This window comes from Halomonas sp. NPDC076908, from assembly GCF_050269715.1.
GTDB lineage: Bacteria > Pseudomonadota > Gammaproteobacteria > Pseudomonadales > Halomonadaceae > Vreelandella.
Genome location: NZ_JBNNIW010000006.1, coordinates 1 through 22009 on the forward strand (window position 1 = coordinate 1; position 22009 = coordinate 22009).

The window sequence follows — 22009 nt, forward strand, 5'->3', positions numbered from 1 at the left end:
CTTCCGCAGTTGCGCTTCGCTTCGTTCGCTGTGGCCAGCTTACGGGAGGACTTGCACCTCCAGGAGTGCGCCCGTGCCGGGCGCACAAAAAAACCGCCCACATTAAGTGGGCGGTTTCATACAACACCTTACGGTGATACTGCTAGCGCATTACGGCAATATTAGGCAATCGCAGCTTGGTAACGACGCTCAACGTCTTCCCAATTAACAACGTTAAAGAACGCTGCAATATAGTCAGGACGCTTATTTTGGTACTTCAGGTAGTAGGCGTGCTCCCAAACGTCCAGACCTAGCAGCGGCGTATTGCCGTGCATCAGCGGGCTGTCTTGGTTCAGCGTGTTTTCTACTACTAATTTTTTCTCAGGGGTAACGGAGAGCCATGCCCAGCCGCTACCGAAACGACCTACGGCCGCTTTTTTGAACTCTTCCTGGAAGGTCTCAAGACCGCCAAGCTCAGCGTCGATCGCTTTGGCAACATCGCCCTGAGGCTTACCGCCACCGTTTGGCGACATCATCTGCCAAAACATGGAGTGGTTGGCATGGCCGCCACCGTTATTAATAACGGCTTGACGCTTGGCTTCTGGAACACGATCCAGATTAGCGACCAGCTCTTCAATGGGAACATCTTCCAACCCAGTGCCTTCAAGCGTGGCGTTTAGGTTGTTGATATAGGTTTGATGGTGACGCGAGTGGTGAATTTCCATCGTCATCGCATCGATATTTGGCTCGAGAGCGTCATATGCGTACGGCAGTTCGGGTAATGTATGTGCCATATCATCATCTCCTTGAGTGGCTTTCGTTGCTTTCACTTACCTATGTGCGGTCAGTCCGCAGCTTTTTCAACTGTCAGGGTATTTTTTCTTACCCTTTGCCCCAGTACTTTAGTCAACTATTGCCAGTTTACCTAATACACAAGATACAAAAAAGCCGACTTCTGGTGAAGCCGGCTCATTAGTCACTGTATTACTTACAGCTTACTCTCAAGCTCTGGCAGGATCTCAAACAGATCGCCCACCAGCCCGTAATCAGCGATCTGGAAGATCGGCGCTTCGTCATCTTTGTTGATCGCGACGATCACCTTGGAGTCCTTCATGCCCGCCAGGTGCTGGATGGCACCGGAGATACCCACGGCGATATACAGATCCGGGGCGACGATCTTGCCGGTCTGGCCGACCTGCATATCGTTGGGAACAAAGCCTGCGTCTACCGCGGCGCGGGAGGCACCAATCGCCGCACCCAGCTTGTCGGCAATGCCGTCGAGCAGCTTGAAGTTTTCGCCGTTGCCCATGCCGCGGCCGCCGGAGATGACGACCTTGGCGCCGCCCAGTTCGGGACGATCCGACTTCGCCAGCTCTTCTTTGACAAAGCGGGACTGGCTGTTGTCGACGACGACATCGACGGCTTCTATCGCCGCGCTGCCATTTGAGCCTACCGCGTCAAACCCGGTGGTGCGGATGGTGATAACCTTGAGTGCATCGTCACTTTTTACCGTGGCAATGGCATTACCGGCGTAGATCGGGCGCAGGAAGGTGTCGGCGCTCTCGACGGCGATAACGTCTGACAGCTGACTGACGTCTTTCAGCGCTGCCAGGCGCGGCAGCACGTTTTTGCCGGTGGTGGAGGCGCTGGCGAGGACGTGGGTGTAGCCATCGGCTAGCGCCACCAGCAGCGCGCCCATGGGCTCGGCCAGTTGGTGGGCGTAAACGGCATTATCCGCAACGCGCACTTTGCTGACGCCGTCGAGTTTCGCAGCAGCGTCGGCCGCCGCTTGAACGCCTTCACCGGCAACGAGAACATCAATATCGCCACCGATGGCCTTCGCTGCCGCCACGACGTGGGCAGTGGCGCCGGCCAGTTGGCCTTCATGCAGATCGGCAAGTACCAAAATGCTCATAAAATCAGCTCCTTTCAAAGCGCATACTTAACGTACGGGGGTAAATAACCGACCTTAAAGAACTTTGGCTTCGTTTTTGAGTTTGTCGATCAGCTCGTCGACCGAGGCCACCTTGATACCGCCCTTACGCTCGGCGGGGGATTCGACTTTCAGTAGGCTCACCTTGGAGGCCACCTCGACGCCGTAATCGGCGGGGGTTTTGACATCCAGCGGCTTTTTCTTGGCCTTCATGATATCGGGGAGCTTGGCATAGCGTGGCTCGTTCAAGCGCAGGTCGGTGGTCACTATCGCGGGCAGTGTGAGGGCGATGGTTTGCAGACCGCCGTCGATTTCCCGTGTCACATGAACCTTGTCACCGTCGACCGCCACTTCGGAGGCAAAGGTGCCCTGGGGCAGGCCGGTGAGGGCCGCTAACATTTGGCCGGTCTGGTTGTTGTCGGTGTCGATGGCCTGCTTGCCCAGAATCACCAGGCCGGGCTGCTCTTCCTCGACCACGTTGGCCAGTAGTTTAGCGACGGCCAGGGATTCGGCGCGTTCGTCAGTTTCGATATGAATGGCGCGATCCGCGCCCAGCGCCAGCGCGGTACGCAGCTGCTCTTGGGCGGCTTTGGGGCCCACCGACACGGCGATGACTTCCGTCGCGACGCCCTTCTCTTTCAGGCGTACCGCCTCTTCCACGGCAATTTCGCAGAAGGGGTTCATGGCCATTTTGACGTTGGTGAGATCGACGTCCGAGTGATCCGCTTTAACACGGATTTTGACGTTGTAGTCGATGACGCGTTTAACCGCGACGAGTACTTTCATAGGTTCCTCGCTTAGCTGGTAGTAAAAGCCGTTAACCTGAGAGGGCACCCGCCCTGCGGATACCTACTGCTAAAAATTATTTAAAGATATGTTGAGCCTAAGAATTTTGAGCCTAGACATCGCCAGCACAATGGCGACGTACTAAATTCATGCAAGCGTTTGATAGGTACGCTATGGAAAAACCTTACTAATTTGCCACAGCTGGCCTACTGGCAACAATAGCGAGTGACTAAGGCCTTGGTCGTATCGCTAAACGCGACTCGCCTGAACCCTTCACCAAGGCGCCCCACCAACGCCCCACACCAAGAAATGCCTTGATTGCCATCGTAGGCGTGACCTGACACGGGTATTATGCCTATCATGGGACATAACCAGAAGCAAACGACCGTTTTAAATTAAGGCCCGCTTTTTATAAGCTAATGCTCATAACAAAGACGTAGACTAGCTTTTATAAATAGTGGCGCTTAAGAGAATAAGGAGAAACCGGGTGGAAACTGTTGAACGCGATGTAATGGACTTTGACGTGGTGATTGTCGGTGCGGGCCCATCCGGGCTTGCAGCTGCCTGCCGACTCATGCAGCAAGCGAATGAAGCCGAGCAGGAACTCACTGTATGCGTGGTTGAGAAAAGCTCGGAAGTGGGCGCGCATATTTTGTCAGGAGCGGTCTTTGAGACCCGTGCGCTGACTGAACTATTTCCCGATTGGCAGGAGCGCGGCGCACCGCTTAATACCCCGGCTATTCGCGACGACGTTTTTTTGCTTAAAGATGCCGAAAAGGCTCAGAAAGTACCTAACGCACTCGTGCCGAAAAGCATGCATAACACTGGTGGCGACCAGCAGCGTTACGTGATCAGCGCGGGCAATTTGTGCCGCTGGCTTGGCGAACAGGCTGAATCGCTGGGTGTGGAGATTTTCCCTGGCTTTGCGGCCCAGGAAGTTATCGTTGAAGATGGTGCTGTGCGCGGTATCTTAATCGGCGACATGGGCGTCGCTGCCGATGGCACGCCTAAAGACGGTTATATGCCAGGCATGGAGCTGCGCGCCAAGTACACACTGTTCGCAGAAGGCGCACGCGGGCATCTTGGCAAACGCTTGATTAAAGATTTTTCGCTGGATGCAGGTCGCGACCCTCAGCATTATGGCATCGGCCTAAAAGAACTTTGGGATGTACCCGCTGACAAGCATGAACCTGGGCTTGTAGTGCACGGCTCTGGTTGGCCGTTAGATAAAAATACCCATGGCGGCTGGTTTTTATACCATGCGGAAAACCAGCAGGTGGTGGTCGGTTTAATTATGGATCTTGGCTATCAGAATCCTTGGCTCTCGCCGTTCGATGAGTTTCAGCGCATGAAGCATCATCCGGTCATTAGTCAATACCTTGAAGGCGGCAAACGCGTTGCTTACGGCGCCCGGGCGATTACCAAGGGTGGCTTTAACTGCCTACCCAAAATGACCTTCCCTGGTGGCCTATTGATTGGCTGTGATGCGGGCACGCTCAACTTTTCCAAAATAAAGGGCCTGCATACCGCCATGAAGTCAGGCATGGTGGCCGCAGAGAGCGTGTTTGAAGCGATTAAAGGCGGTGATGAAGGCGCACAAGAGCTGACGAGTTTTACGCAAAAGTGGCAAGCGAGCTGGGCGTATCAAGAGCTTAAAGAGAGCGCAAGCTTCGGTCCTGCCATTCACAAATATGGCACTATTGGTGGCGGCGCATACAATTTTGCCCATCAGCTACTGGGCAACAAACTGCCCAATGTGCATGACACCACTACCGACCACGGCGCCCTTAAGCCTGCGGCTGAATTTGAAAGGATCACTTATCCCAAGCCAGACGGAAAACTCTCTTTCGATAAGCTCTCCTCAGTGTTTCTGTCTAACACCAACCATGAAGAGAACCAGCCTTGCCATCTGCGTTTGGAAGACCCTGAGCTGCCGATTCGCGAAAACCTGCCGAAGTACGCAGAACCCGCCCAGCGCTACTGCCCTGCAGGCGTCTACGAAGTGGTGGAAGATAGCGCGGGACAGCCACGCTTTCAGATCAACTTCCAGAACTGCGTGCACTGCAAAACCTGTGATATCAAAGACCCGGCACAAAATATCACTTGGGTAGCACCGGAAGGCGGCGGCGGGCCAACATACCCCAATATGTAATCAGCGAGAGGCTTTTAACACTTTTTAAAATGCTGCCTCGCTACCGATACGGCCAGCCAAAAGCAATATCTAGGCTGGCCGTTAGAGCGGCACTCGTTGAGCACTTTCCAGCACTTCAATGGGTGCTCGGCGAGCAATTAATCGCCTTCGCCCAGCTTGATCAAAACGCACATCGATGACCGGGTCGTTAGGATTTCCTTCGACTGCAGCCACTTCACCCTCACCAAACACCGCATGATGAAGCCGCTGCCCAGGGTAAAAGCGAGTATCTGATGCATAACCCGCTTTGCCCTCTTCAACTTGGGCTGCCGCAAGCACAATATCGTTGCGCCCTAGTCGCGCCAGATAACGCTCAACTAGACTGACCGACGTTACCTGAAGCGCAGCCGACGGGGCATTGCCACTCGACAAGCAAGAGGCCACGCGCATACTGTCTTGCCAAGCACTTTCAGCGATAAAGCGACTGGGTCGATGCACACCGCCATCATGAAGCACTAACAGCTGCTCCTGAGCACGCGTAATCGCCACGTAGAACAGCCGCCGCTCCTCCTCCAGACGGTCATCGCTAAGCGGGTTATCGCGGCTATAGTGGGGGAAATCTTCCTCATTAACCCCAGCGACCGCTACGAGCGGCCACTCAAGTCCTTTTGCACCGTGTACAGTACTGATCAGCACGCCACCTGCCTGGTTCTCGACCGGACGCTCAAGCAGTTCAATGAAGGCATCGGGATCTTGCACGCTCTGCGCTTGCTCGATCAGTACGTCGAGCAAACGAACGTCTTCTTCGCCTTTATCTCGCCTTGCGGCGGCGCGTTTGAGCGTCTTTTCCGCTTCAATGCTCTCTACCACATGGCGTAGCAGCTTGGCAGGTGGCCACGCACTTAACTGAGGTAGCTCGCAAAGCAGCACCCAGCGCTTTTTAAGCGTGCGCCGCTGAATCGGCTTTAGATCCGTTAACATAGGATCATGGCGCTCGGGCCACTGTTGCGTCGTGGCCAGCTGTTGCGCTAAACGCTGCAAACGCTCCCGGGCAACGAACGGTGTCGGCTGGGAAAGCAGCAGCAATAGCTGCTGCGGATCGCGCAGCAGGTCTGGTCGACGTGACAGCTTTAAATAGCCCGCCAAGGCCTGCACCAGCGGCAAACGAAAGACAAAACGGTCCTCCCGCTGCAGGCGGAACGGAATCCCCGCCTGCAACAGGGCCAGCTGGAACGGTACCGAGAGCGCCCAACTGCGTACCAGTAGACTAACCTCGTTAAACGCACGCCCCTGCGCCTGCCAATCCATTAATGCATCGAGTAGCAAGCGACTACCTTGCCCCACTGAAACACGGGTCTCGGGATTATTGGCCGCGGCCAAGCACAGCTGGTTGGGCCGCCGCTGGTTAGCGGCGATGGCATGATTAGCGGCGAGCGCCAACGCATGACCATGGCGGAAAGTCGTTGATAATGGGTAGTCGATCGCTTCGCCAAAGGTGGCGGTAAAATTTTCCAGCATGGTGTCAGGTTTGGCACCGCGCCACTCATAAATACATTGATTGGCATCGCCTACCGCCATCACCTCGGCACGGCTGCCCACCAGTACGGATAAAAGCCGCTGCTGAGCGGCATTGATATCCTGGTATTCATCGATAATGACATGGTCCAGAAAACCCTCTACCCTCTCTCTTAGGGCAGCATCCGCTTCTAGCGCCTGCAGCGGGCGATAAAGCAGATCGGCATAAGTCATCACCCCTTCCGCTTCCAACAACCGCTCTGCCTCGATAAACGCTGCGGGAAAATAGTCGGTATCAGGGTCGAAATTGAGCCGCTCGTAAAGCGCTGCAGGCGTAATCATTTCTGCTTTTACTAAGCCACAAAAATGGGCTAAGGTTTCAAGCCGATCAGCTTCCAGAGCCGCGTCTTTACGCTCAACCTTATCACGCAGCACATTGAGACTCGCCTGACGCAACAGCCGTTCTAGCTGCCAATCTGCTGACAGCAGGCGTCGTGGTGCAAGTGCTCCCCAGCGACAAAGACTCTGGGTTAACCGATGCCCAAGGGAGTGAAAAGTGCGTACATCGGGCAGTGCTTGACCGGCGGGTGCCATGATCATTAAGCGGCGTTGGAAATCATCCTTAGCCGAGCGGTTAAACATCAGCACTAAAATGCGCTTTGGCGGCACATCACTGGCCAGTAAGTGCAGTACACGCGCCGCCATAGTAGTGGTTTTGCCTGCCCCCGCCACCGCTGCTACCCGCGCATGCCCCTCGCGGTGATTAACAACAGCCTGCTGTTCAGCGGTTAACTTCACGGCGCCTCGCCCGAGAGTTCATCATCAAGCTTTCCTAGGGCAAACCACTGCCCGGCGCTCATTAGCCCGACCTCATTAGTGCCATCACCTAGATCCCGGCTTTCGCAAGCCTCAACCAACTGGTAATACACATTGCGATGCAGCCGTGCAGCCAAACCGAAACGCACCGGCAGTTGCGGCACCGCATCACCCTGAGGAGTTAACGTCACAGTGAGTGGATGCTCGGCATCTAGGCGCACAACGTTATCAAACTGGGTAGTGAACCACCATGCATCGTCACGGAAGTCGGCTTCTACTACGACCAGTGGCAGATCTTCAACCTGGATGCGCCAGCGCTCAACCGGGGTGACCAAACAGTAACCGTCAGCATCAAGGCGCAGCAGCGTTGCTAATAGTCGCGCCACCTTGGGGCGGGCAAAGGGCTTACCTTCGTGCCACCAATGACCGTCAGTATCAATATTGATATTGATATCGCCTGAAAGCGCAGGCTGCCACTCATCTAAGGGGGGGATAGCACTGGCGCTTTCTCCACCCTGATTATGTTGCTGTAGCAATCGATCAATATTCATCTCGCCCACCTCGCTTGGTCATTGGTCGCGTTGTCGGACTATAGCAGTCCGGACTGCGCCAATGCTTCCTTGACGTGTACCGGCGCCTCGGGAGCCGCTGCACGGAACAGTTGATAAAAGTTGGCCGTGGTTTGCATGGCCACTTCATCAACACTGATGCCCCGCTCATTGGCAATACACTCTGCTACTTTCACTACCCAGGCTGGTTCATTAGGCTTACCGCGATAAGGCACCGGCGCAAGATAGGGGCTGTCGGTCTCTATCAGCAGTCGATCTAACGGCAACTGACGGGCAAGTTCTCTGAGCGGTGCAGCATTACGAAACGTAATTATCCCCGATAGCGAGATATAAAAACCAAGCCTTACTGCTTCACGAGCCATCGCTAAGTCTTCAGTGAAACAGTGTAATACACCGCCCACGCGCGGGTCGCTGTATTCACGCAGCAGCGCCAGGGTCTCCTGTTTGGCTTCACGGGTATGAACAATGACCGGAAGCTCCAACTCCTGCGCTGCAATCAAATGCCGTTTAAACCGCTCATGCTGTACGTCGACAGGAACACTGTCGCGGTAGTGATAATCCAGGCCGGTTTCGCCAATTGCTACCGCGCCAAACTGTTCAGCGGCATCTTTGATATCGGCAACGCTTGGCTCGCTCTCGGCGCTATCTTTTTCTGCAGGGCTATGCAAAGGGTGCAAACCAGCGGAAATCACCACATCGTGATGCGCGCGGGCAATAGCTGCCAATTGCGGCATCTCATCCAAAGTGACCGCTACGGCAAGAAATTGGCTGACGTGGGCAGCGCGCGCAGCTGCCAGGGTGGCGGCGATATCGCCTCCATGGGTCTGCTCTGACAGGCGATCTAAATGACAGTGTGAATCAACAAACATATAAGTCTCGACAACAGGTAGGCCATCACCACGATGAGAATGGCACTCAAGACGTAAGCGACGGTTTAATTCAGAGCGTGAACGACGGGGCTGCTTTATCTAACTGACCGGCTAGCAGGGTCTCAATACGATCACGGACAGGATAATCTTGTTGGCTGAAATGCAGGCCAATGCCAGGCATACGCCTTCCACTAACACCTTCAGGAGATACCCACACGACGCTTCCAGAGATCGAAAGACGTTCGCTTTCACCGGGCAGGGTGAGCAGTAAAAAAACTTGCTGGCCAAGCGCATAGGCCGTGTTCGTAGGGATAAAAATACCTCCACGATCCAAGAAAGGCATATAGGCGGAAAGCAGCGTCGGCACGTCAGGTACGGTGAGAGAGAGCGCTTTTTGAGCGGCCATGACAACCTCGCTGCTGTGCCGTGGAATAAATAAGTAAACGTAACGAACTAGGTAATGCAATTACCTATAAAAACTTATGTCTATAAAACTTATGTCTATAAAGCTTAGAGCTAAACACCTAGCTATGAACGCAACAGTGCCGCCCAGCGGACTAACCAAGCCTCTAACACTAACTGAGGGTTTGGGTTCGCCCCTACCGCCAATAGACGCCGCTGTTCACGGGCATAGTCCAGCAGGCGAAACCAATCCTGCACGCGTCCGTTCTTAACCGCCTGGCGGTAAAGCGGTTCAAGATCGGGATTGTGCAGTACCGCGGCTTCACCGGATAAGCCCAGGCGGATAAGGTCTTCCAGCCAGGCGATACCGTACCACAAGATGGCATCTATCGCTTGGCGATCCAGGCGTGCAGCTTCTGATACAGGCTCAGCGCCACGTACCAGCTGTTCAAAGCTATCGTGGATCTGGTGGCGCAACGCACGCTCTTCTGGCGCGGCAAGCTCTACCGCGAGCAGTGGCAAGCCTCCCGCTACTTGCCACCAAAAATAGGCTTCTTCAACGCTGTTAAGCTGCTCAATTAACCAACCACGGCAGGCGTCAAAGGCAACGCTTGGCAGTGACCACTGCTGGCATCGAGAGCGAATCGTCGCCAACATGCGTGAAGGCACATCGGACAATAGAATAAACAGCGTTTTATCACCAGGCTCTTCGAGGCTTTTGAGCAACGCATTAGCGGCGGCAATATTCATCGCCTCTGCGGGTGAAATCACAATCACTCGGTAGCCGCCCTGCTGAGCCGTTTGCGAGACAAACCGATTAACCTCGCGAATCGGATCAATGCGTATCTGACGCTTACCCTCTTCTGGCGAAACGCGCAGCAAATCAGGATGATAGCCAGATGCCAGCATGACGCAGCTATGGCAGTGGCCACAGGCTTGATCTTGGGGGCTGGCACAAAGCGTTCGCGCAATTAAGGCCTCAGCCAGTTGCTGCTTACCTACACCATGGGCACCATGCATTAACAACGCATGGGGCATGCGTCCGCTGTCGGCCAAGCGGATTAAATGCTGCCAGGTAGCCTGGTGCCACGGCATGACGCCGGTTAATGCCATGCGGCTACTCGCATGGATAAGGCTTGCTCAATTTGGGCTTGTACATCGTTTAGCGAGTGCTGAGCATCGATCACCGCAAACCGTTCTGGCGCCTCTACCGCTCGCGCCAAATAAGCCTCGCGCACCGCCTGAAAGAAGTCGCCCTGCTCCTGCTCAAAGCGATCCCTTTGCTCTTGGCGATCGCTCAAGCGTGATTCTAAACGCTGGGAGGCAGCCTCTTTAGGCATATCAAGCAGTAACGTTAAGTCTGGTGTAAGCCCTTTTTGGACAAAATCTTCCAGTACGGCAATACGCTGCTTTGCAATACCACGCCCGCCGCCTTGATAGGCAAAGGTGGCATCGGTAAAGCGATCGCACACCACCCATGCCCCCCGCGCTAAGGCAGGTAGAATTTTCTCCGCCAAGTGCTGGGCACGTGCGGCAAACATGAGTAGCAGCTCAGCATCAACATGCAGCAGCTCTTGAGGCGCAGGATCCAACAGCAGCCCACGAATGGCTTCTCCACGGGCGGTGCCACCCGGTTCGCGAGTGCGCACTACTTCCAACCCCTGAGCTTCTAGCCACTCGGCGACAAAACCCACGTTAGTGGATTTTCCCACGCCTTCACCGCCTTCCAGCGTAATGAAGCGTCCACGCTTACTCATCATGCTCCCTTATTTTGATAATGGCTGACTTCGACAGTTAGCCATTGGTGATGGGCCATGCTTATTAATGATTACGAATTAACGATTACGAATATAGCGATTAACGGCATTATTGTGCTCGCGTAGGGTACGCGAAAAGTGATGCGTGCCATCGCCACGAGAAACGAAATAGAGCGTTTCCCCAGGCAGTGGATTCACTGCCGCTTCTAACGAAGCACGCCCTGGCATGGCAATCGGCGTAGGCGGCATTCCGTCAATCACATAGGTATTGTACGGTGTTGCCTCGCGTATATCGGCACGGGTAATCCGGCCCTCATAACGCTCACCCATACCATAAATAATCGTTGGGTCTGTTTGCAGGCGCATGCCTTGCTCCATACGCCGCTTAAACACCCCGGCAATTTCGCGCCGTTCCTCAGGGGCCCCGGTTTCACGCTCAATCAATGAAGCCATAATCAGTGCTTCATAGGGGGAGTCGATGGTTAAACCCTCTACTCGCCCCTCCCACACCTCTTCAAGAATACGCTCCATACGACTCAAGGATTGGCGCAGGATATCAACGTCGCTCATTCCCAAGTGATAGCGATAGGTATCGGGGAAAAACCAGCCTTCAGGAAAAGTCCCTTCCCGATCAAGCAGCGCCATTATTTCTTCATCGCTCATCTCAGCCGTGCGATTATCCAACTTGGGAGCGGCGTTTAAAAGCTCACGCATTTGCCGGAAGGACCACCCTTCTGGAATGGTCAACGGATAGGTGACTACCCGGTCACTGCCCAGCAGCGCCATCATCTCAAGGCCACTCATATCCGGCTGTAGCTGGTACTCGCCGGTGCGTAACCGAGGCACGCGTTCAGGCTCAACTCGGGCTAACAAGCGAAACGCCCAGGCATCCTTAACGACACCCTGGGCCTCCAACTGCGCCACGACTTGGTTGAACCCTGCACCGGAGGGAACCTGATAGAGCATTGGCTCATTCAGGGCAAGCGGCGCCTCAAGGCGACTCTGCCAATAGAAATAGCCACCTGCGGCACCTGCCGCCCCGACAACCACTAACACCAATAACGCGATGAATAAACGTTTCAACATGACACCTCGAATAATGTCGCAGCAATAGCTAACAAGCCGGCGGCTCATAGCCTAGTAATTGATGCGCAACGCGCTGCAGTGGATCCGTCGTACTGACCGGCCAGCGCCCGAGTTGCGAGCCATCGGCCGCGAGCAGTGTGGTCACAGGCCATATGCCCTGCACTGAATTCCCCACCCAGCACTGCGCTACACTGGCCAACTGACTCACAGGCAACGATGCCTGACGCACCAAGCCTTGGTCGATTAACGCAGCACGCAGCGTACCTGCGACGCCACACTGGTCAAGTAAAGGTGTAAACACCTCTCCTGCCTGCTGCCAAAATACATTCATACTGGTAGCTTCAATCACCAACCCCTCACTATCGGCCAGCACACCTTCGGCAATACTGGCGTCACTCCACTCTTGACGTGCCAGTACGTTTTCAAGCCGATTAAGGTGTTTAATGCCTGCCAAACGCGGCTGATGGCCAAGACGCAAGTTGCAAATGCGCACGGTAACGCCCTGCTGCCAGCGATGGATCAAGGGTTTAAAAGGTGTTCGTTGGCTAAGTAACCGGGGGTTCACTACTTCCGGCTGCGCGTAGCCTCGCCCCCCGCTACCCCGGGTAAGCAAGATTTTTAGTACTTCCAGATCGGCCGTAGGCTTACCTTGCCAAGTCGCCTCAAGGGATGCTTGGCAAGGTAATGGAATACCTAAACGCTGACAGCCCAGCAACAACCGCGCAGCGTGATAATGCCACAGCACTGGTGCGCCAGCGCGCAACAGAACGGTTTCAAACACACCATCACCATACGCTAGTCCGCGGTCATCAAATGGCACTTGATGCTCTGCAGACATTGAGGGCTGGGCCATCATCTGCGACTAGATCTTTTTAAACAGCAGCGAACCGTTAGTACCGCCAAAACCGAACGAGTTAGAAAGTGCCATCTCAATGCGCATATCACGCGCCGTGTGCGGCACATAATCTAGGTTGCAGCCTTCCTGGGGATTGTCCAGGTTAATCGTCGGTGGCGCTACTTGATCGCGAATCGCCAAGATGCAAAATACCGCTTCAACCGCGCCCGCTGCACCCAATAGATGACCAATCATCGACTTAGTAGAACTTACCGCGACGCTATTGGCAGCGTCACCCAACACGCTTTCAATAGCACGGCTTTCGGCTAAATCACCTGCTGCCGTTGAGGTTCCGTGGGCATTGATATAATGCACATCAGACGCCTCTATCTGGGCATCTTTAATCGCATTGCGCATAGAGAGCGCTGCACCACGCCCATCTTCTGGGGGCGAGGTCATATGGAAGGCATCATCACTCATGCCGAACCCTACTAATTCAGCATAGATGTTAGCGCCACGGGCTTTTGCATGCTCATACTCTTCAAGCACCAAAATGCCAGCACCGTCGGATAAAACGAAACCGTCACGGTCTACATCCCATGGACGACTTGCGGCCTGCGGGTCATCATTGCGGGTAGAGAGCGCGCGTGCTGCCGAAAAGCCCCCCAAGCCCAGTGGGGTAGTGGCCATCTCAGCACCGCCACAGATCATCACATCAGCGTCGCCATAGGCAATCGTGCGCGCGCTGTAGCCGATGTTGTGAGTACCCGACGTACAGGCGGTCGTAATCGCAATATTGGGCCCTCTGAAGCCATGCTGAATGGCCATATTGCCTGAAATCATATTGATAATAGAGCCAGGTACAAAGAAAGGTGACACCTTCCGTGCACCGCCTTTATTCAGCGCATTGTGGTTATGCTCAATCATAGGTAATCCACCAATGCCTGAGCCAATAGCCACACCGATGCGGTCTGCATTCTCTTCGGTACATTCAATACCGGAATCTTCTATCGCTTGGGCACCCGCAGCCATCCCGTATTGAATAAATAGATCCATCTTGCGGGCATCTTTTGGTTTCAAATAGGGGCTGATATCAAAGTTTTTAATCGAACCACCAAAGCGCGTATTGAAGCCGCTGGTGTCAAAATGTTCAATCGCCGTAATGCCGCTTTGGCCTGCAACAATATTTGCCCACGACTCATCAACTTTATTGCCCACTGGGGTCACCAGGCCTAACCCAGTTACCACTACCCTTTTCCGTGCCATCTGCTTTCCTCCAGGCATCCATGGTGACGCGACCCACTTGGGTCATCTGCTGCTTAAATTTGGTCAACAGTATAACGGAGATTGAACGTTATAAGCATTGTGGCAGCAAAGCAAAAAAGCCGCCCTAGGAAAGGGCGGCTCTTAAGGCGGGTGACTAGCACCCCACCTTGGTTCGATGCATCGAGTCAGCCCTTACTGGTGGGCGTTCACGTAATCGATGGCTTCTTGAACCGTGGTGATCTTCTCAGCTTCTTCATCAGGAATTTCTGTATCAAATTCCTCTTCCAAAGCCATTACCAACTCAACAGTGTCGAGCGAGTCCGCACCCAGATCTTCTGTAAAAGAAGAGCTGTTCTGGATGTCTTCTTCTTTAACGTTCAGGCGCTCTGCTACAACTTTCTTCACGCGCTCTTCAATAGTACTCATCAACGTACTCCAGTCGTTCACATTAGCCGTTTTTGATAACCAGCTATTTGGAAACCGCAAGCCAAAAGCTGCGGGGTAGTTTATAGACGCCCTTAGGTCGACGCAACCGCCAAACCTAAGGCCATCAACGCATATTCATGCCGCCGTTCACGTGGAGCGTCTCACCAGTGATGTATCCAGCTGCATCACTGGTTAAAAACCCGACGGCGGCCGCGATCTCTTCCGGTGCCCCTAAACGGGCCAGCGGAATTTGCTTAAGCAACATTTCATGCTGCGCTTCTGGTAGCCCTTGAGTCATATCGGTAGCGATAAAGCCCGGCGCTACCGCATTGACTGTTATAGCTCGCGAAGAGACCTCACGTGCCAATGCTCGGCTAAAGCCTTCCATGCCTGCTTTTGCCGCAGCGTAATTAGTTTGGCCCAGGTTGCCCATGGTTGCCACTACAGAACTAATCGACACGATACGCCCAAAGCGCGCCTTAGTCATACCACGCAAACATGCCTTGCTCACACGATAGACAGACTTTAAATTGGTATCCATAACGGAATCCCACTCATCTTCTTTCATGCGCATCAGCAAATTATCACGGGTGATACCGGCATTGTTAACCAAAATAGTCGGCGCACCGAAGCGCTCGGTGATACTTTTCAACACGTCATCGATACTGGCCTGGTCGGTCACATTAAGACATAAACCAGCGCCCTCAATACCGTTCTCTTTAAGATCGGCATCAATTTTTTCAGCGCCCGCTTCGCTTGTCGCCGTACCAATCACAATACGACCTTGGCGGCCTAACTCGCGAGCAATGGCCTGGCCAATACCACGACTAGCACCTGTTACCAATGCCACTCTACGTTCTTGAGTCATAACGTTCTGCCTTTAACCGTGTATTCAAGCAAGGATAGTGAAAGACAACCACCTATAATCATGCCTTGCCAGTCAACGTTTCACGCGCTAGCTCCAGCGCGGCATTAAGACTGTCAGGATCATTCACCGCCAGCCCCTTGCTGCCCTTCACGATACGCTTATTGAGGCCTGTCAGCACCTTCCCAGGCCCACATTCAATAAATACATTTACACCCTGAGCCGCCACTGCCTCCACGCACGCACTCCAGCGCACGGGCTGATAGAGCTGTTCAATTAAGCGTGTACGTAGGGTATCAATATCAGTATGGGCCTTCGCATCAACATTCTGAATAACCGTATAGCGTGGGGCACGAAGCTCAATTGCCTGCATAGCAGCCGCCAAACGCTCAGCGGCGGGACGCATTAATGCACAGTGCGAAGGGACTGAAACAGGCAGCGCCATAGCGCGCTTTGCACCGGCTTCTTGGCAAGCGACGATAGCTCGTTCAACAGCCGCCTTGGAACCCGCCACAACGACCTGACCAGGAGAATTGTAGTTGACTGCAGAAACCACATCGCCCTGCGCCGCCTTTTCACAGGCTGCTTCAACCGCATCATCCGCCAAACCCAGAATAGCGGCCATCCCACCTTCACCGGCAGGCACCGCTTCCTGCATGGCCTCGCCGCGCAGGCGCACCAAATTGACACCTTCGGCAAAGCCCATAACACCTGCACAGACCATAGCACTGTATTCGCCCAAGCTGTGGCCAGCCATCACACTAGGCCGCGGCCCTTCCAACTCCTGCCATACGCGCCAAATGGCGACGCTTGCCGAGAGTAGTGCAGGCTGGGTGCACGCAGTTGCATTAAGCGATGCTTCAGGCCCTTCTTGGACGACTTTCCACAAGTCGTAGCCTAAAGCATCTGACGCTTCCTCAAATGTCGTTCCCACAACACTATAGCGCTCGGCCAGCTCTCGCAGCATTCCAAGCTGCTGAGAGCCTTGCCCGGGAAAAATGAGGGCAAGGGGTTGAGACATGTCGTTCACCTTTGCTCTTGTAGGCATTTGCTCATATGAGCGATAGGCGAGATTATTGGCACATCCTGATGCCACCTATAATCCGCAAAAAAATAACTATTTATTATCTAATCATGGCTGACAGAACCACCACTTTGTACAGCTGGTGCTTGCCAGCGGCCTGCGATCCGCGCAGGTAAGTTATGCTCGACTTCCTTGAGAGCGCGCTGAATAGCGTAGTAAAACCCATCAGCATGGGTACTGCCGTGGCTTTTCACTACGATTCCGCGCAACCCCAACAAACTGGCCCCATTATAGCGCACAGGATCAAGCTCTTGCTTTAACCGCCTTAACACAGGCCTGGCCAGTAGACTTGCCAAACGACCGCTTAGGCGCGATTCAAACGCCATTTGTACACGCTCGACCAGCATACTCGTCAAACCTTCGCTTGCTTTAAGCACAGCGTTTCCTACAAAGCCATCACATACCACTACGTCGAGCTGACCTTTAAATAGATCCCCACCTTCGGCGTAGCCGCGGTAACTAAATGCATTTCCATCTGAATAGTCGCGCAGTTGACGATCAGCCTCACGGACACTGGCACTGCCTTTCGTTGCTTCCGCACCGACATTAAGCAACGCAACACGCGGCACAAGCGTGCCATCAACACACTGCGCCATCGCCGCTCCCATCAGTGCAAAATCGACTAACCGATGGGCGGGAGAATCCACATTAGCGCCTAAATCAAGCAAGTAGCAGCGCTGACCTTGGCGCGCTGGAATAGCAGTACTAATCGCCGGACGAGAAATACCCTCAATCATTCCCAGCTCACGCCTGGCCATAGCCACCAACGCCGCTGTATTGCCAGCGCTCACACCTGCCACAGCGTCTCCCTGTGCCACGCTACGCAGCATACACGCCATGCTAGTCGCCTGACCTCTACGCAATGCCCAGGCTGCCGTTGCATCCGCAGCAACGCTACTTGGCGCATCATAGGCCACCAAACGTGACGTTGCCGCAGCCAGAGGCTGCGGCAAGCGTGAAAGCTCAGCTAGAATCTGCTGACGCGGGCCAAACAGAATCAGTTCAAGGCTGGGGTGTTCCACCACTGCCCTAGCGGAGCCTGCGATAATAGCATGAGGGCCTTGGTCACCCCCCATAACATCAATCGCTAGGCGCATACCGCACCGAGTCCGTTTAGCCGCTTAGTAACGCAGTTGAGGCTTATACCTCAACTACTTTGCGCCCGCGGTAGAAACCGTCCGGGGAAACGTGGTGACGTAGGTGAGTCGTACCGGTTTCTTTGTCCTGAGACAGGGTCGGAGCGGTCAGCGCATCGTGGCTACGACGCATGCCGCGCTTGGAACGAGTTTTACGGTTCTGTTGAACTGCCATGGGTGTTTACTCCAAGGTATTTAGGGTAAAGGGTGCTATTTTTTGCCTTTTAAGACATTCAGCACCGCGAATGGATTCGTCGCTGGCGTTTCTTCCGGCGCCGCGCCTTCTGTTTTGCTGACCAGCTGCTCCGCCGAGACATGACATTCGGCTTCATCGTGATAGACCACCTGAGGCAAGCTGAGAATTAATTCATCCTCAACCACCGTGAGCAGGTCCAGCTGTTCCTTTTCCACCAGCACTGGTTCATGACTAGCAGGCAACTCGGCCGCTAAGGCTTCATCAGTGACCATTCCAAGCAAGAAGTCACTGCTAACCTCTTGAGGCAGCGGCACTAGGCAGCGTCGACAGGCAAGCGCCAACGACGCTTGCAAGTGGCCACGAATTTCACGACGACCTTGAGCATCGACACCAAACTCTAAGACGACATAACAGTCGCCGGTTTGGGTGCCCGCTTCTTCGGCAAGACGCGGCAGCTTATCAAGCGCTACCAAGCCTTCGATTCGTTCGTGGCGGGCTGCAAGCTTATAAGGCTCAACCCGACTGGGGAGTTGTGAGGTCAACATAGGCGCGCAATGATAGGCACTCCCCCTGCTGGTGTCAAAGCCGTCAGCACAATTCTTCATACTTTCCTCAATCAACTCACTTTTTAAGCCTTAATAAAAAACCACTTAAGCCTTAACAAATAACCTCTATAGGCACTCTTGCCTGCTTTCGCTACACTCTGCTTCTTTGTTTTTCATAAGTTCAACGCTGGTTTGGTCAACTTAATCACTTGCCGCCTGGAGATTTTTTGTGCCCACCTCCCCCATGAAAGAAGCATCGACGACGCCCCCTCTGGTGCTTGCCTCAAGCTCACGCTGGCGGCGCCAACTGCTAGATCGCCTTCAACTGCCCTATCAGTGCCACTCTCCGGATATTGATGAAACCCCTCACGCAGGTGAAACTCCTCAAGCGTTGGTACATCGGCTGGCACTAAGCAAAGCCAACGCTGTCGCGCCATACTTCCCTCACCACTGTATTATAGGTTCTGACCAGGTCGCGGTATTCGAAGGCGACATACTTGGCAAACCTCATACTATTGAAAAGGCTTGCGCCAACCTGGCACGTTTTTCCGGTCAGCGTGTCACTTTCCTGACGGGTTTAGCTTTATTGGATACTCGCAGCCAACGTCACCAAGTCCATGTCGAGCCATTTGAGGTGGTATTTCGCACTCTGAGCAGCCAAGAGATCGAAAACTATGTCGCGAAAGAGCAGCCGCTAGATAGCGCCGGAAGCTTTCGAATGGAAGGATTAGGTATTGCGCTGTTTGAAAAACTGGACGGCCGCGACCCTAATGCGCTCATCGGATTACCACTAATTGCACTGTGCGACATGCTGCGCCAAGCAGGACTTGACCCGCTTGGCGCCAGTTAAGCTTTTAAAATGGAACGACTGACCCTAAAAGCGTAGCGGCGTATTGGGCGCGTCAACGCCCAACACCTCAGCAACGACCTGGGTAAAACGCCGAGTCAAACGCTCAAAAGGGTCAAGATTGGGCGTATAATCTTCCCAGTGAGCACCGCCCACTTGGGCGCGCGCCACTTGCTCAAGGCTACCGAGTTGATCCACCAATCCCAATGCAACGCTCTGCTCACCGCTCCAGATCAGGCCTGAAAAAATATCCGGACTATCACTTAGCCGCTCGCCACGCCCAGCGCGCACATCATCCACAAACTGGCGGTGCGTTTGATTGAGCACGCTCTGCCAAAAATCTTCCGACGCTTCATCCATAGGCTGGAAGGGGTCTAAAAAGGCTTTATTCTCACCAGCTGTCAGCACCCGTCGCTCAACACCAATTCGCTCAATCGCCTCTTCAAAACCGAATCCTGCATAAATGACGCCGATTGAGCCCACCAAACTCACTGGCGAGGCAACAATTTCATCAGCCGCTGCAGCTATGTAATAAGCGCCGCTGGCACCGAGATCTTCAATGACCGCGATAATCGGCTTATCACCCTGCTCACGCAATCGCATGATTTCCGCATAGATACGCTGAGACTGCACAGGACTGCCACCGGGGCTATTGATATGCAGCACCACCGCAGCCGCACTCTCGGAATCCCAGGCCCGGTTCAAGCCCTTGATGATACGCTCCGCGTTGGCTGGCGAATCACTTGCAATCACACCATTGACTTCTACGATACCCAAGTGGCGCTGAGCGGGCATTGCCGTCCCTGAAGAGTCCCAAAAAAGGCTATACACAGAGGTAAATAACGTCACTAAAACAACCGTGAGTAGCATTAAACGGAAAAACAGCTTCCAGCGGCGTGCGCGGCGCTGCTCGGTTAATACGCCATCAATCCAACGGTCCATCATGCCCATTTGCGCTAGCCGCTGGCGCTCGCGTAGCGCTTCAGCACTATCACCCGGCGCGCCTGCCATTGCATCCGTTTTGCCTGATGCTACCTCTGGCCCTTCTGTCCAGCGATCGTCGCTCATAAACTATCCTTATGTAGACGCCTGATGCAGGCTCAGGTCGCTAACCGTGCAACCTATCGAAAAGCTCTTCTACGCTATGAGCGATCCACTTGGGACGGCTCAGTGCCAAACGTTCTGGCGTATGCACTCCATAGGTAACCCCCACGCGGTCCATGCCGATGGCTCGTGCCATTTCAAGATCGTATTCGGTATCGCCCACCATCACCGCCCGCTCCACCGGCACCTCAAGCTCTGCTAGCAGCTCTGACAGCATTTGCGGGTGCGGCTTTGATCGCGTTTCATCCGCTGTACGGCTGGCATGAAACCATGCTCCACTGCCTGTTTCAGCAAAAATTCGATCCAGACCACGGCGACTCTTGCCTGTAGCTACCGCCAAGCGTTGTTGTTCACGACCGTGTAGACGCGCGATATGCGCCTCTACGCCCGCAAAAAAAAGCATGGGTGTAGTATCTCTAGTGACAAAGTGGTGTGAGTAGCGCTCGCGAAGACACTCGGCTTGAACTGGCAAAATACCCGGGCACAGTTGTGCAATTGCCTCCGGCAGCCCCAGACCAATAATATCTTCAACTTCAGCCGCGGTAAGCTCTCCCCATTCAGCCTCCAACGCAGCGGCCTGCATGCACGATACAATACGCGGCACCGAGTCCATCAACGTGCCATCCCAATCAAAGATAATCAGCTCGTACTGCATTGCAGCTCCTCAGTGCAGGGCAAGTTAGCGAAAGCAAGTTAGTGAAAAGCAGTTTATTGACGGGCACGCTTTAACGTTTCTTCCAAGGTTTCAGGCAGCGGTGCTTTCACCGTGACCGGACGACCATTACCAGGTTCTGGAAACGTCAATGCACGGGCATGCAGAAAAAGTCGCCCTAAGCCTAACTGCTTGGTAAGCAGACCGCTTTCACGGGTCGCATATTTATCATCGCCGAGTAGCGCATGGCCCGCATGGGCTGCATGCACGCGAATTTGATGGGTGCGGCCCGTGACCGGTTCGGCCTCGATAAGGGTTACTTTTTCGAAGGTTTCGACGACTGAAAAATGGGTGCGCGATACTTTACCATTGGGATCCACCCGCACCCGGCGCTCGCCATTCCCCGCATCAAAGCGATCTAGCCGAGCACTCTCGTAAGTTTTACGCGCTGGCCAGCGACCGCTGACTAAGGCCAGATAACGCTTATCCATGCCATGTTTTTTCAGTGACTCGTTGAGCGTCACTAGCGCATCGCGAGATTTGGCAAGCAGCAAACAGCCTGACGTATCACGATCCAATCGGTGGACCAGCTCTAAAAAGCTTAAATCATCGCGCACCTGACGCAGTGCTTCGATCAAACCAATTTTAACGCCGCTGCCGCCATGGACAGCCAAGCCAGAGGGTTTATTAAGCACCATCCAGTCAGGGCCTTCCATGATAACGCTGCCCACTAGCAGGTCGCGTAGGTTATCGCTTACTTCCTTGACTGCTTCGCGAGGCGCTAAACGAAGTGGCGGAACGCGCACTAAATCACCCGCCTGTAAGCGGTAATCGACCTTTACGCGCTTTTTATTAACGCGCACTTCGCCTTTACGCACAATACGGTAGATAAGCGCACGAGGCGCTCCCTTCAGACGCGTCATGAGAAAATTATCAATTCGCTGCCCAGCCTGTTCCGGGGCGATATCCACCCACTGTACTTCACGCCCTTCGGACATTACCGCTTACTCCTGCTGGAATTCTATAACGTAAGGCTAAAAACGGCATTCTAACGTAGACCCAAGGGCATTGCGTCAATTGCTGGTCGTTCTCTTTACTGTTATATTCCAAATCGTTCACCAGCCGAGCGCAGAAGGCTTTCTCGTCTAGCACTAGCGACTAGCTATTCAATGGCTAATTAGTTAATAAATAGTTAATTGGCTAAATTGAC

The 22009-nt window shown here is 54.0% G+C and carries 23 protein-coding genes; 2 read left to right on the forward strand and 21 right to left on the reverse strand.

All coding sequences use genetic code 11. The annotated features are described in order from the left end of the window. Positions 1-161 precede the first annotated feature (161 nt). The 3 genes from ACQKE4_RS04840 to ACQKE4_RS04850 form a co-directional block, all read right to left on the reverse strand. Entirely contained in the window at positions 162-773 is a 612-nt protein-coding gene (locus ACQKE4_RS04840; RefSeq protein WP_427387157.1) for a superoxide dismutase, read from the reverse strand. A 194-nt stretch (positions 774-967) separates the two neighbouring features. After that, positions 968-1894, reverse strand: a complete 927-nt coding sequence (locus ACQKE4_RS04845; RefSeq protein WP_427387158.1) for an electron transfer flavoprotein subunit alpha/FixB family protein — start codon at positions 1892-1894, stop codon at positions 968-970. Between the two features lie 54 nt (positions 1895-1948). Next, entirely contained in the window at positions 1949-2698 is a 750-nt protein-coding gene (locus ACQKE4_RS04850) for an electron transfer flavoprotein subunit beta/FixA family protein (protein WP_427387283.1), read from the reverse strand. A gap of 487 nt (positions 2699-3185) precedes the next feature. On the opposite strand from ACQKE4_RS04850, the gene ACQKE4_RS04855 reads away from it, so the two are divergent. Next, a complete protein-coding gene (locus ACQKE4_RS04855) occupies positions 3186-4850 on the forward strand; it encodes an electron transfer flavoprotein-ubiquinone oxidoreductase (protein ID WP_427387159.1) in 1665 nt (554 codons plus the stop codon). A gap of 81 nt (positions 4851-4931) precedes the next feature. Here the strand turns inward: ACQKE4_RS04855 and ACQKE4_RS04860 are convergent, their stop codons facing one another. The 15 genes from ACQKE4_RS04860 to ACQKE4_RS04930 form a co-directional block, all read right to left on the reverse strand. Further along, entirely contained in the window at positions 4932-7142 is a 2211-nt protein-coding gene (locus ACQKE4_RS04860; protein WP_427387160.1) for an ATP-dependent helicase, read from the reverse strand. After that, positions 7139-7711 carry a DUF1285 domain-containing protein gene (locus ACQKE4_RS04865; protein WP_427387161.1) on the reverse strand — a complete coding sequence of 191 codons (573 nt, stop codon included), beginning with the start codon at positions 7709-7711 and terminating at the stop codon, positions 7139-7141. The genes ACQKE4_RS04860 and ACQKE4_RS04865 overlap by 4 nt, the downstream gene beginning before the upstream one ends. A gap of 38 nt (positions 7712-7749) precedes the next feature. Continuing rightward, positions 7750-8598: a TatD family hydrolase gene (locus ACQKE4_RS04870; protein WP_427387162.1), complete on the reverse strand. Its 849-nt coding sequence runs from the start codon at positions 8596-8598 to the stop codon at positions 7750-7752. Positions 8599-8668: 70 nt separating this feature from the next. Next, entirely contained in the window at positions 8669-9004 is a 336-nt protein-coding gene (locus tag ACQKE4_RS04875) for a PilZ domain-containing protein (protein WP_427387163.1), read from the reverse strand. A gap of 122 nt (positions 9005-9126) precedes the next feature. Continuing rightward, entirely contained in the window at positions 9127-10113 is a 987-nt protein-coding gene (locus ACQKE4_RS04880; protein WP_427387164.1) for a DNA polymerase III subunit delta', read from the reverse strand. Beyond that, positions 10104-10757, reverse strand: a complete 654-nt coding sequence (gene tmk / locus ACQKE4_RS04885; protein WP_427387284.1) for a dTMP kinase — start codon at positions 10755-10757, stop codon at positions 10104-10106. Before tmk ends, ACQKE4_RS04880 begins: the two co-directional genes overlap by 10 nt. Before the next feature lie 78 nt (positions 10758-10835). After that, the gene (gene mltG, locus ACQKE4_RS04890; RefSeq protein WP_427387165.1) at positions 10836-11843 is read right to left on the reverse strand and encodes an endolytic transglycosylase MltG; all 1008 of its coding nucleotides are present in this window, start codon (positions 11841-11843) and stop codon (positions 10836-10838) included. Between the two features lie 28 nt (positions 11844-11871). Further along, the gene (gene pabC, locus ACQKE4_RS04895) at positions 11872-12696 is read right to left on the reverse strand and encodes an aminodeoxychorismate lyase (protein WP_427387285.1); all 825 of its coding nucleotides are present in this window, start codon (positions 12694-12696) and stop codon (positions 11872-11874) included. Positions 12697-12705: 9 nt separating this feature from the next. Then, on the reverse strand, positions 12706-13944 hold the full coding sequence (fabF, locus tag ACQKE4_RS04900) for a beta-ketoacyl-ACP synthase II (RefSeq protein WP_427387166.1): 1239 nt from the start codon (positions 13942-13944) through the stop codon (positions 12706-12708). Between the two features lie 192 nt (positions 13945-14136). After that, positions 14137-14370, reverse strand: a complete 234-nt coding sequence (acpP, locus tag ACQKE4_RS04905) for an acyl carrier protein (protein ID WP_008956801.1) — start codon at positions 14368-14370, stop codon at positions 14137-14139. A 124-nt stretch (positions 14371-14494) separates the two neighbouring features. Beyond that, positions 14495-15238: a 3-oxoacyl-ACP reductase FabG gene (gene fabG, locus ACQKE4_RS04910; protein ID WP_427387167.1), complete on the reverse strand. Its 744-nt coding sequence runs from the start codon at positions 15236-15238 to the stop codon at positions 14495-14497. Between the two features lie 58 nt (positions 15239-15296). After that, positions 15297-16256: an ACP S-malonyltransferase gene (gene fabD, locus ACQKE4_RS04915; RefSeq protein ID WP_427387168.1), complete on the reverse strand. Its 960-nt coding sequence runs from the start codon at positions 16254-16256 to the stop codon at positions 15297-15299. Between the two features lie 107 nt (positions 16257-16363). Then, a complete protein-coding gene (gene plsX, locus ACQKE4_RS04920) occupies positions 16364-17416 on the reverse strand; it encodes a phosphate acyltransferase PlsX (protein ID WP_427387169.1) in 1053 nt (350 codons plus the stop codon). Positions 17417-17459: 43 nt separating this feature from the next. Beyond that, the gene (rpmF, locus tag ACQKE4_RS04925; protein WP_007114757.1) at positions 17460-17630 is read right to left on the reverse strand and encodes a 50S ribosomal protein L32; all 171 of its coding nucleotides are present in this window, start codon (positions 17628-17630) and stop codon (positions 17460-17462) included. 35 nt (positions 17631-17665) lie between these two features. Next, positions 17666-18196, reverse strand: coding sequence for a YceD family protein (locus tag ACQKE4_RS04930; protein ID WP_427387170.1), 531 nt, complete (start codon positions 18194-18196; stop codon positions 17666-17668). Positions 18197-18440: 244 nt separating this feature from the next. Here ACQKE4_RS04930 and ACQKE4_RS04935 point away from each other — a divergent pair, with 244 nt between their 5' ends. Then, a complete protein-coding gene (locus tag ACQKE4_RS04935; protein WP_427387286.1) occupies positions 18441-19046 on the forward strand; it encodes a Maf family protein in 606 nt (201 codons plus the stop codon). 24 nt (positions 19047-19070) lie between these two features. On the opposite strand, the gene sppA is transcribed toward ACQKE4_RS04935, so the two are convergent. Genes sppA through ACQKE4_RS04950 form a run of 3 tightly spaced genes read right to left on the reverse strand, consistent with a single transcriptional unit; the run spans position 19071 to position 21797 of the window. After that, positions 19071-20111, reverse strand: a complete 1041-nt coding sequence (sppA, locus tag ACQKE4_RS04940) for a signal peptide peptidase SppA (RefSeq protein WP_427387171.1) — start codon at positions 20109-20111, stop codon at positions 19071-19073. Between the two features lie 40 nt (positions 20112-20151). Next, entirely contained in the window at positions 20152-20802 is a 651-nt protein-coding gene (locus ACQKE4_RS04945; RefSeq protein WP_427387172.1) for an HAD family hydrolase, read from the reverse strand. Between the two features lie 53 nt (positions 20803-20855). Further along, positions 20856-21797, reverse strand: coding sequence for an RluA family pseudouridine synthase (locus tag ACQKE4_RS04950; RefSeq protein ID WP_427387173.1), 942 nt, complete (start codon positions 21795-21797; stop codon positions 20856-20858). Positions 21798-22009 lie beyond the last annotated feature (212 nt).

What these genes read in the sequence shown, in the direction of transcription:
- ACQKE4_RS04840 (WP_427387157.1), bottom strand. Translation starts at nt 773, where the DNA reads ATGGCACATACATTACCCGAACTGCCGTACGCATATGACGCTCTCGAG.
- ACQKE4_RS04845 (WP_427387158.1), bottom strand. Translation starts at nt 1,894, where the DNA reads ATGAGCATTTTGGTACTTGCCGATCTGCATGAAGGCCAACTGGCCGGC.
- ACQKE4_RS04850 (WP_427387283.1), bottom strand. Translation starts at nt 2,698, where the DNA reads ATGAAAGTACTCGTCGCGGTTAAACGCGTCATCGACTACAACGTCAAA.
- ACQKE4_RS04865 (WP_427387161.1), bottom strand. Translation starts at nt 7,711, where the DNA reads ATGAATATTGATCGATTGCTACAGCAACATAATCAGGGTGGAGAAAGC.
- ACQKE4_RS04870 (WP_427387162.1), bottom strand. Translation starts at nt 8,598, where the DNA reads ATGTTTGTTGATTCACACTGTCATTTAGATCGCCTGTCAGAGCAGACC.
- ACQKE4_RS04875 (WP_427387163.1), bottom strand. Translation starts at nt 9,004, where the DNA reads ATGGCCGCTCAAAAAGCGCTCTCTCTCACCGTACCTGACGTGCCGACG.
- ACQKE4_RS04880 (WP_427387164.1), bottom strand. Translation starts at nt 10,113, where the DNA reads ATGGCATTAACCGGCGTCATGCCGTGGCACCAGGCTACCTGGCAGCAT.
- tmk (WP_427387284.1), bottom strand. Translation starts at nt 10,757, where the DNA reads ATGAGTAAGCGTGGACGCTTCATTACGCTGGAAGGCGGTGAAGGCGTG.
- mltG (WP_427387165.1), bottom strand. Translation starts at nt 11,843, where the DNA reads ATGTTGAAACGTTTATTCATCGCGTTATTGGTGTTAGTGGTTGTCGGG.
- pabC (WP_427387285.1), bottom strand. Translation starts at nt 12,696, where the DNA reads ATGGCCCAGCCCTCAATGTCTGCAGAGCATCAAGTGCCATTTGATGAC.
- fabF (WP_427387166.1), bottom strand. Translation starts at nt 13,944, where the DNA reads ATGGCACGGAAAAGGGTAGTGGTAACTGGGTTAGGCCTGGTGACCCCA.
- acpP (WP_008956801.1), bottom strand. Translation starts at nt 14,370, where the DNA reads ATGAGTACTATTGAAGAGCGCGTGAAGAAAGTTGTAGCAGAGCGCCTG.
- fabG (WP_427387167.1), bottom strand. Translation starts at nt 15,238, where the DNA reads ATGACTCAAGAACGTAGAGTGGCATTGGTAACAGGTGCTAGTCGTGGT.
- fabD (WP_427387168.1), bottom strand. Translation starts at nt 16,256, where the DNA reads ATGTCTCAACCCCTTGCCCTCATTTTTCCCGGGCAAGGCTCTCAGCAG.
- plsX (WP_427387169.1), bottom strand. Translation starts at nt 17,416, where the DNA reads ATGCGCCTAGCGATTGATGTTATGGGGGGTGACCAAGGCCCTCATGCT.
- rpmF (WP_007114757.1), bottom strand. Translation starts at nt 17,630, where the DNA reads ATGGCAGTTCAACAGAACCGTAAAACTCGTTCCAAGCGCGGCATGCGT.
- ACQKE4_RS04930 (WP_427387170.1), bottom strand. Translation starts at nt 18,196, where the DNA reads ATGTTGACCTCACAACTCCCCAGTCGGGTTGAGCCTTATAAGCTTGCA.
- ACQKE4_RS04935 (WP_427387286.1), top strand. Translation starts at nt 18,441, where the DNA reads ATGAAAGAAGCATCGACGACGCCCCCTCTGGTGCTTGCCTCAAGCTCA.
- sppA (WP_427387171.1), bottom strand. Translation starts at nt 20,111, where the DNA reads ATGAGCGACGATCGCTGGACAGAAGGGCCAGAGGTAGCATCAGGCAAA.
- ACQKE4_RS04945 (WP_427387172.1), bottom strand. Translation starts at nt 20,802, where the DNA reads ATGCAGTACGAGCTGATTATCTTTGATTGGGATGGCACGTTGATGGAC.
- ACQKE4_RS04950 (WP_427387173.1), bottom strand. Translation starts at nt 21,797, where the DNA reads ATGTCCGAAGGGCGTGAAGTACAGTGGGTGGATATCGCCCCGGAACAG.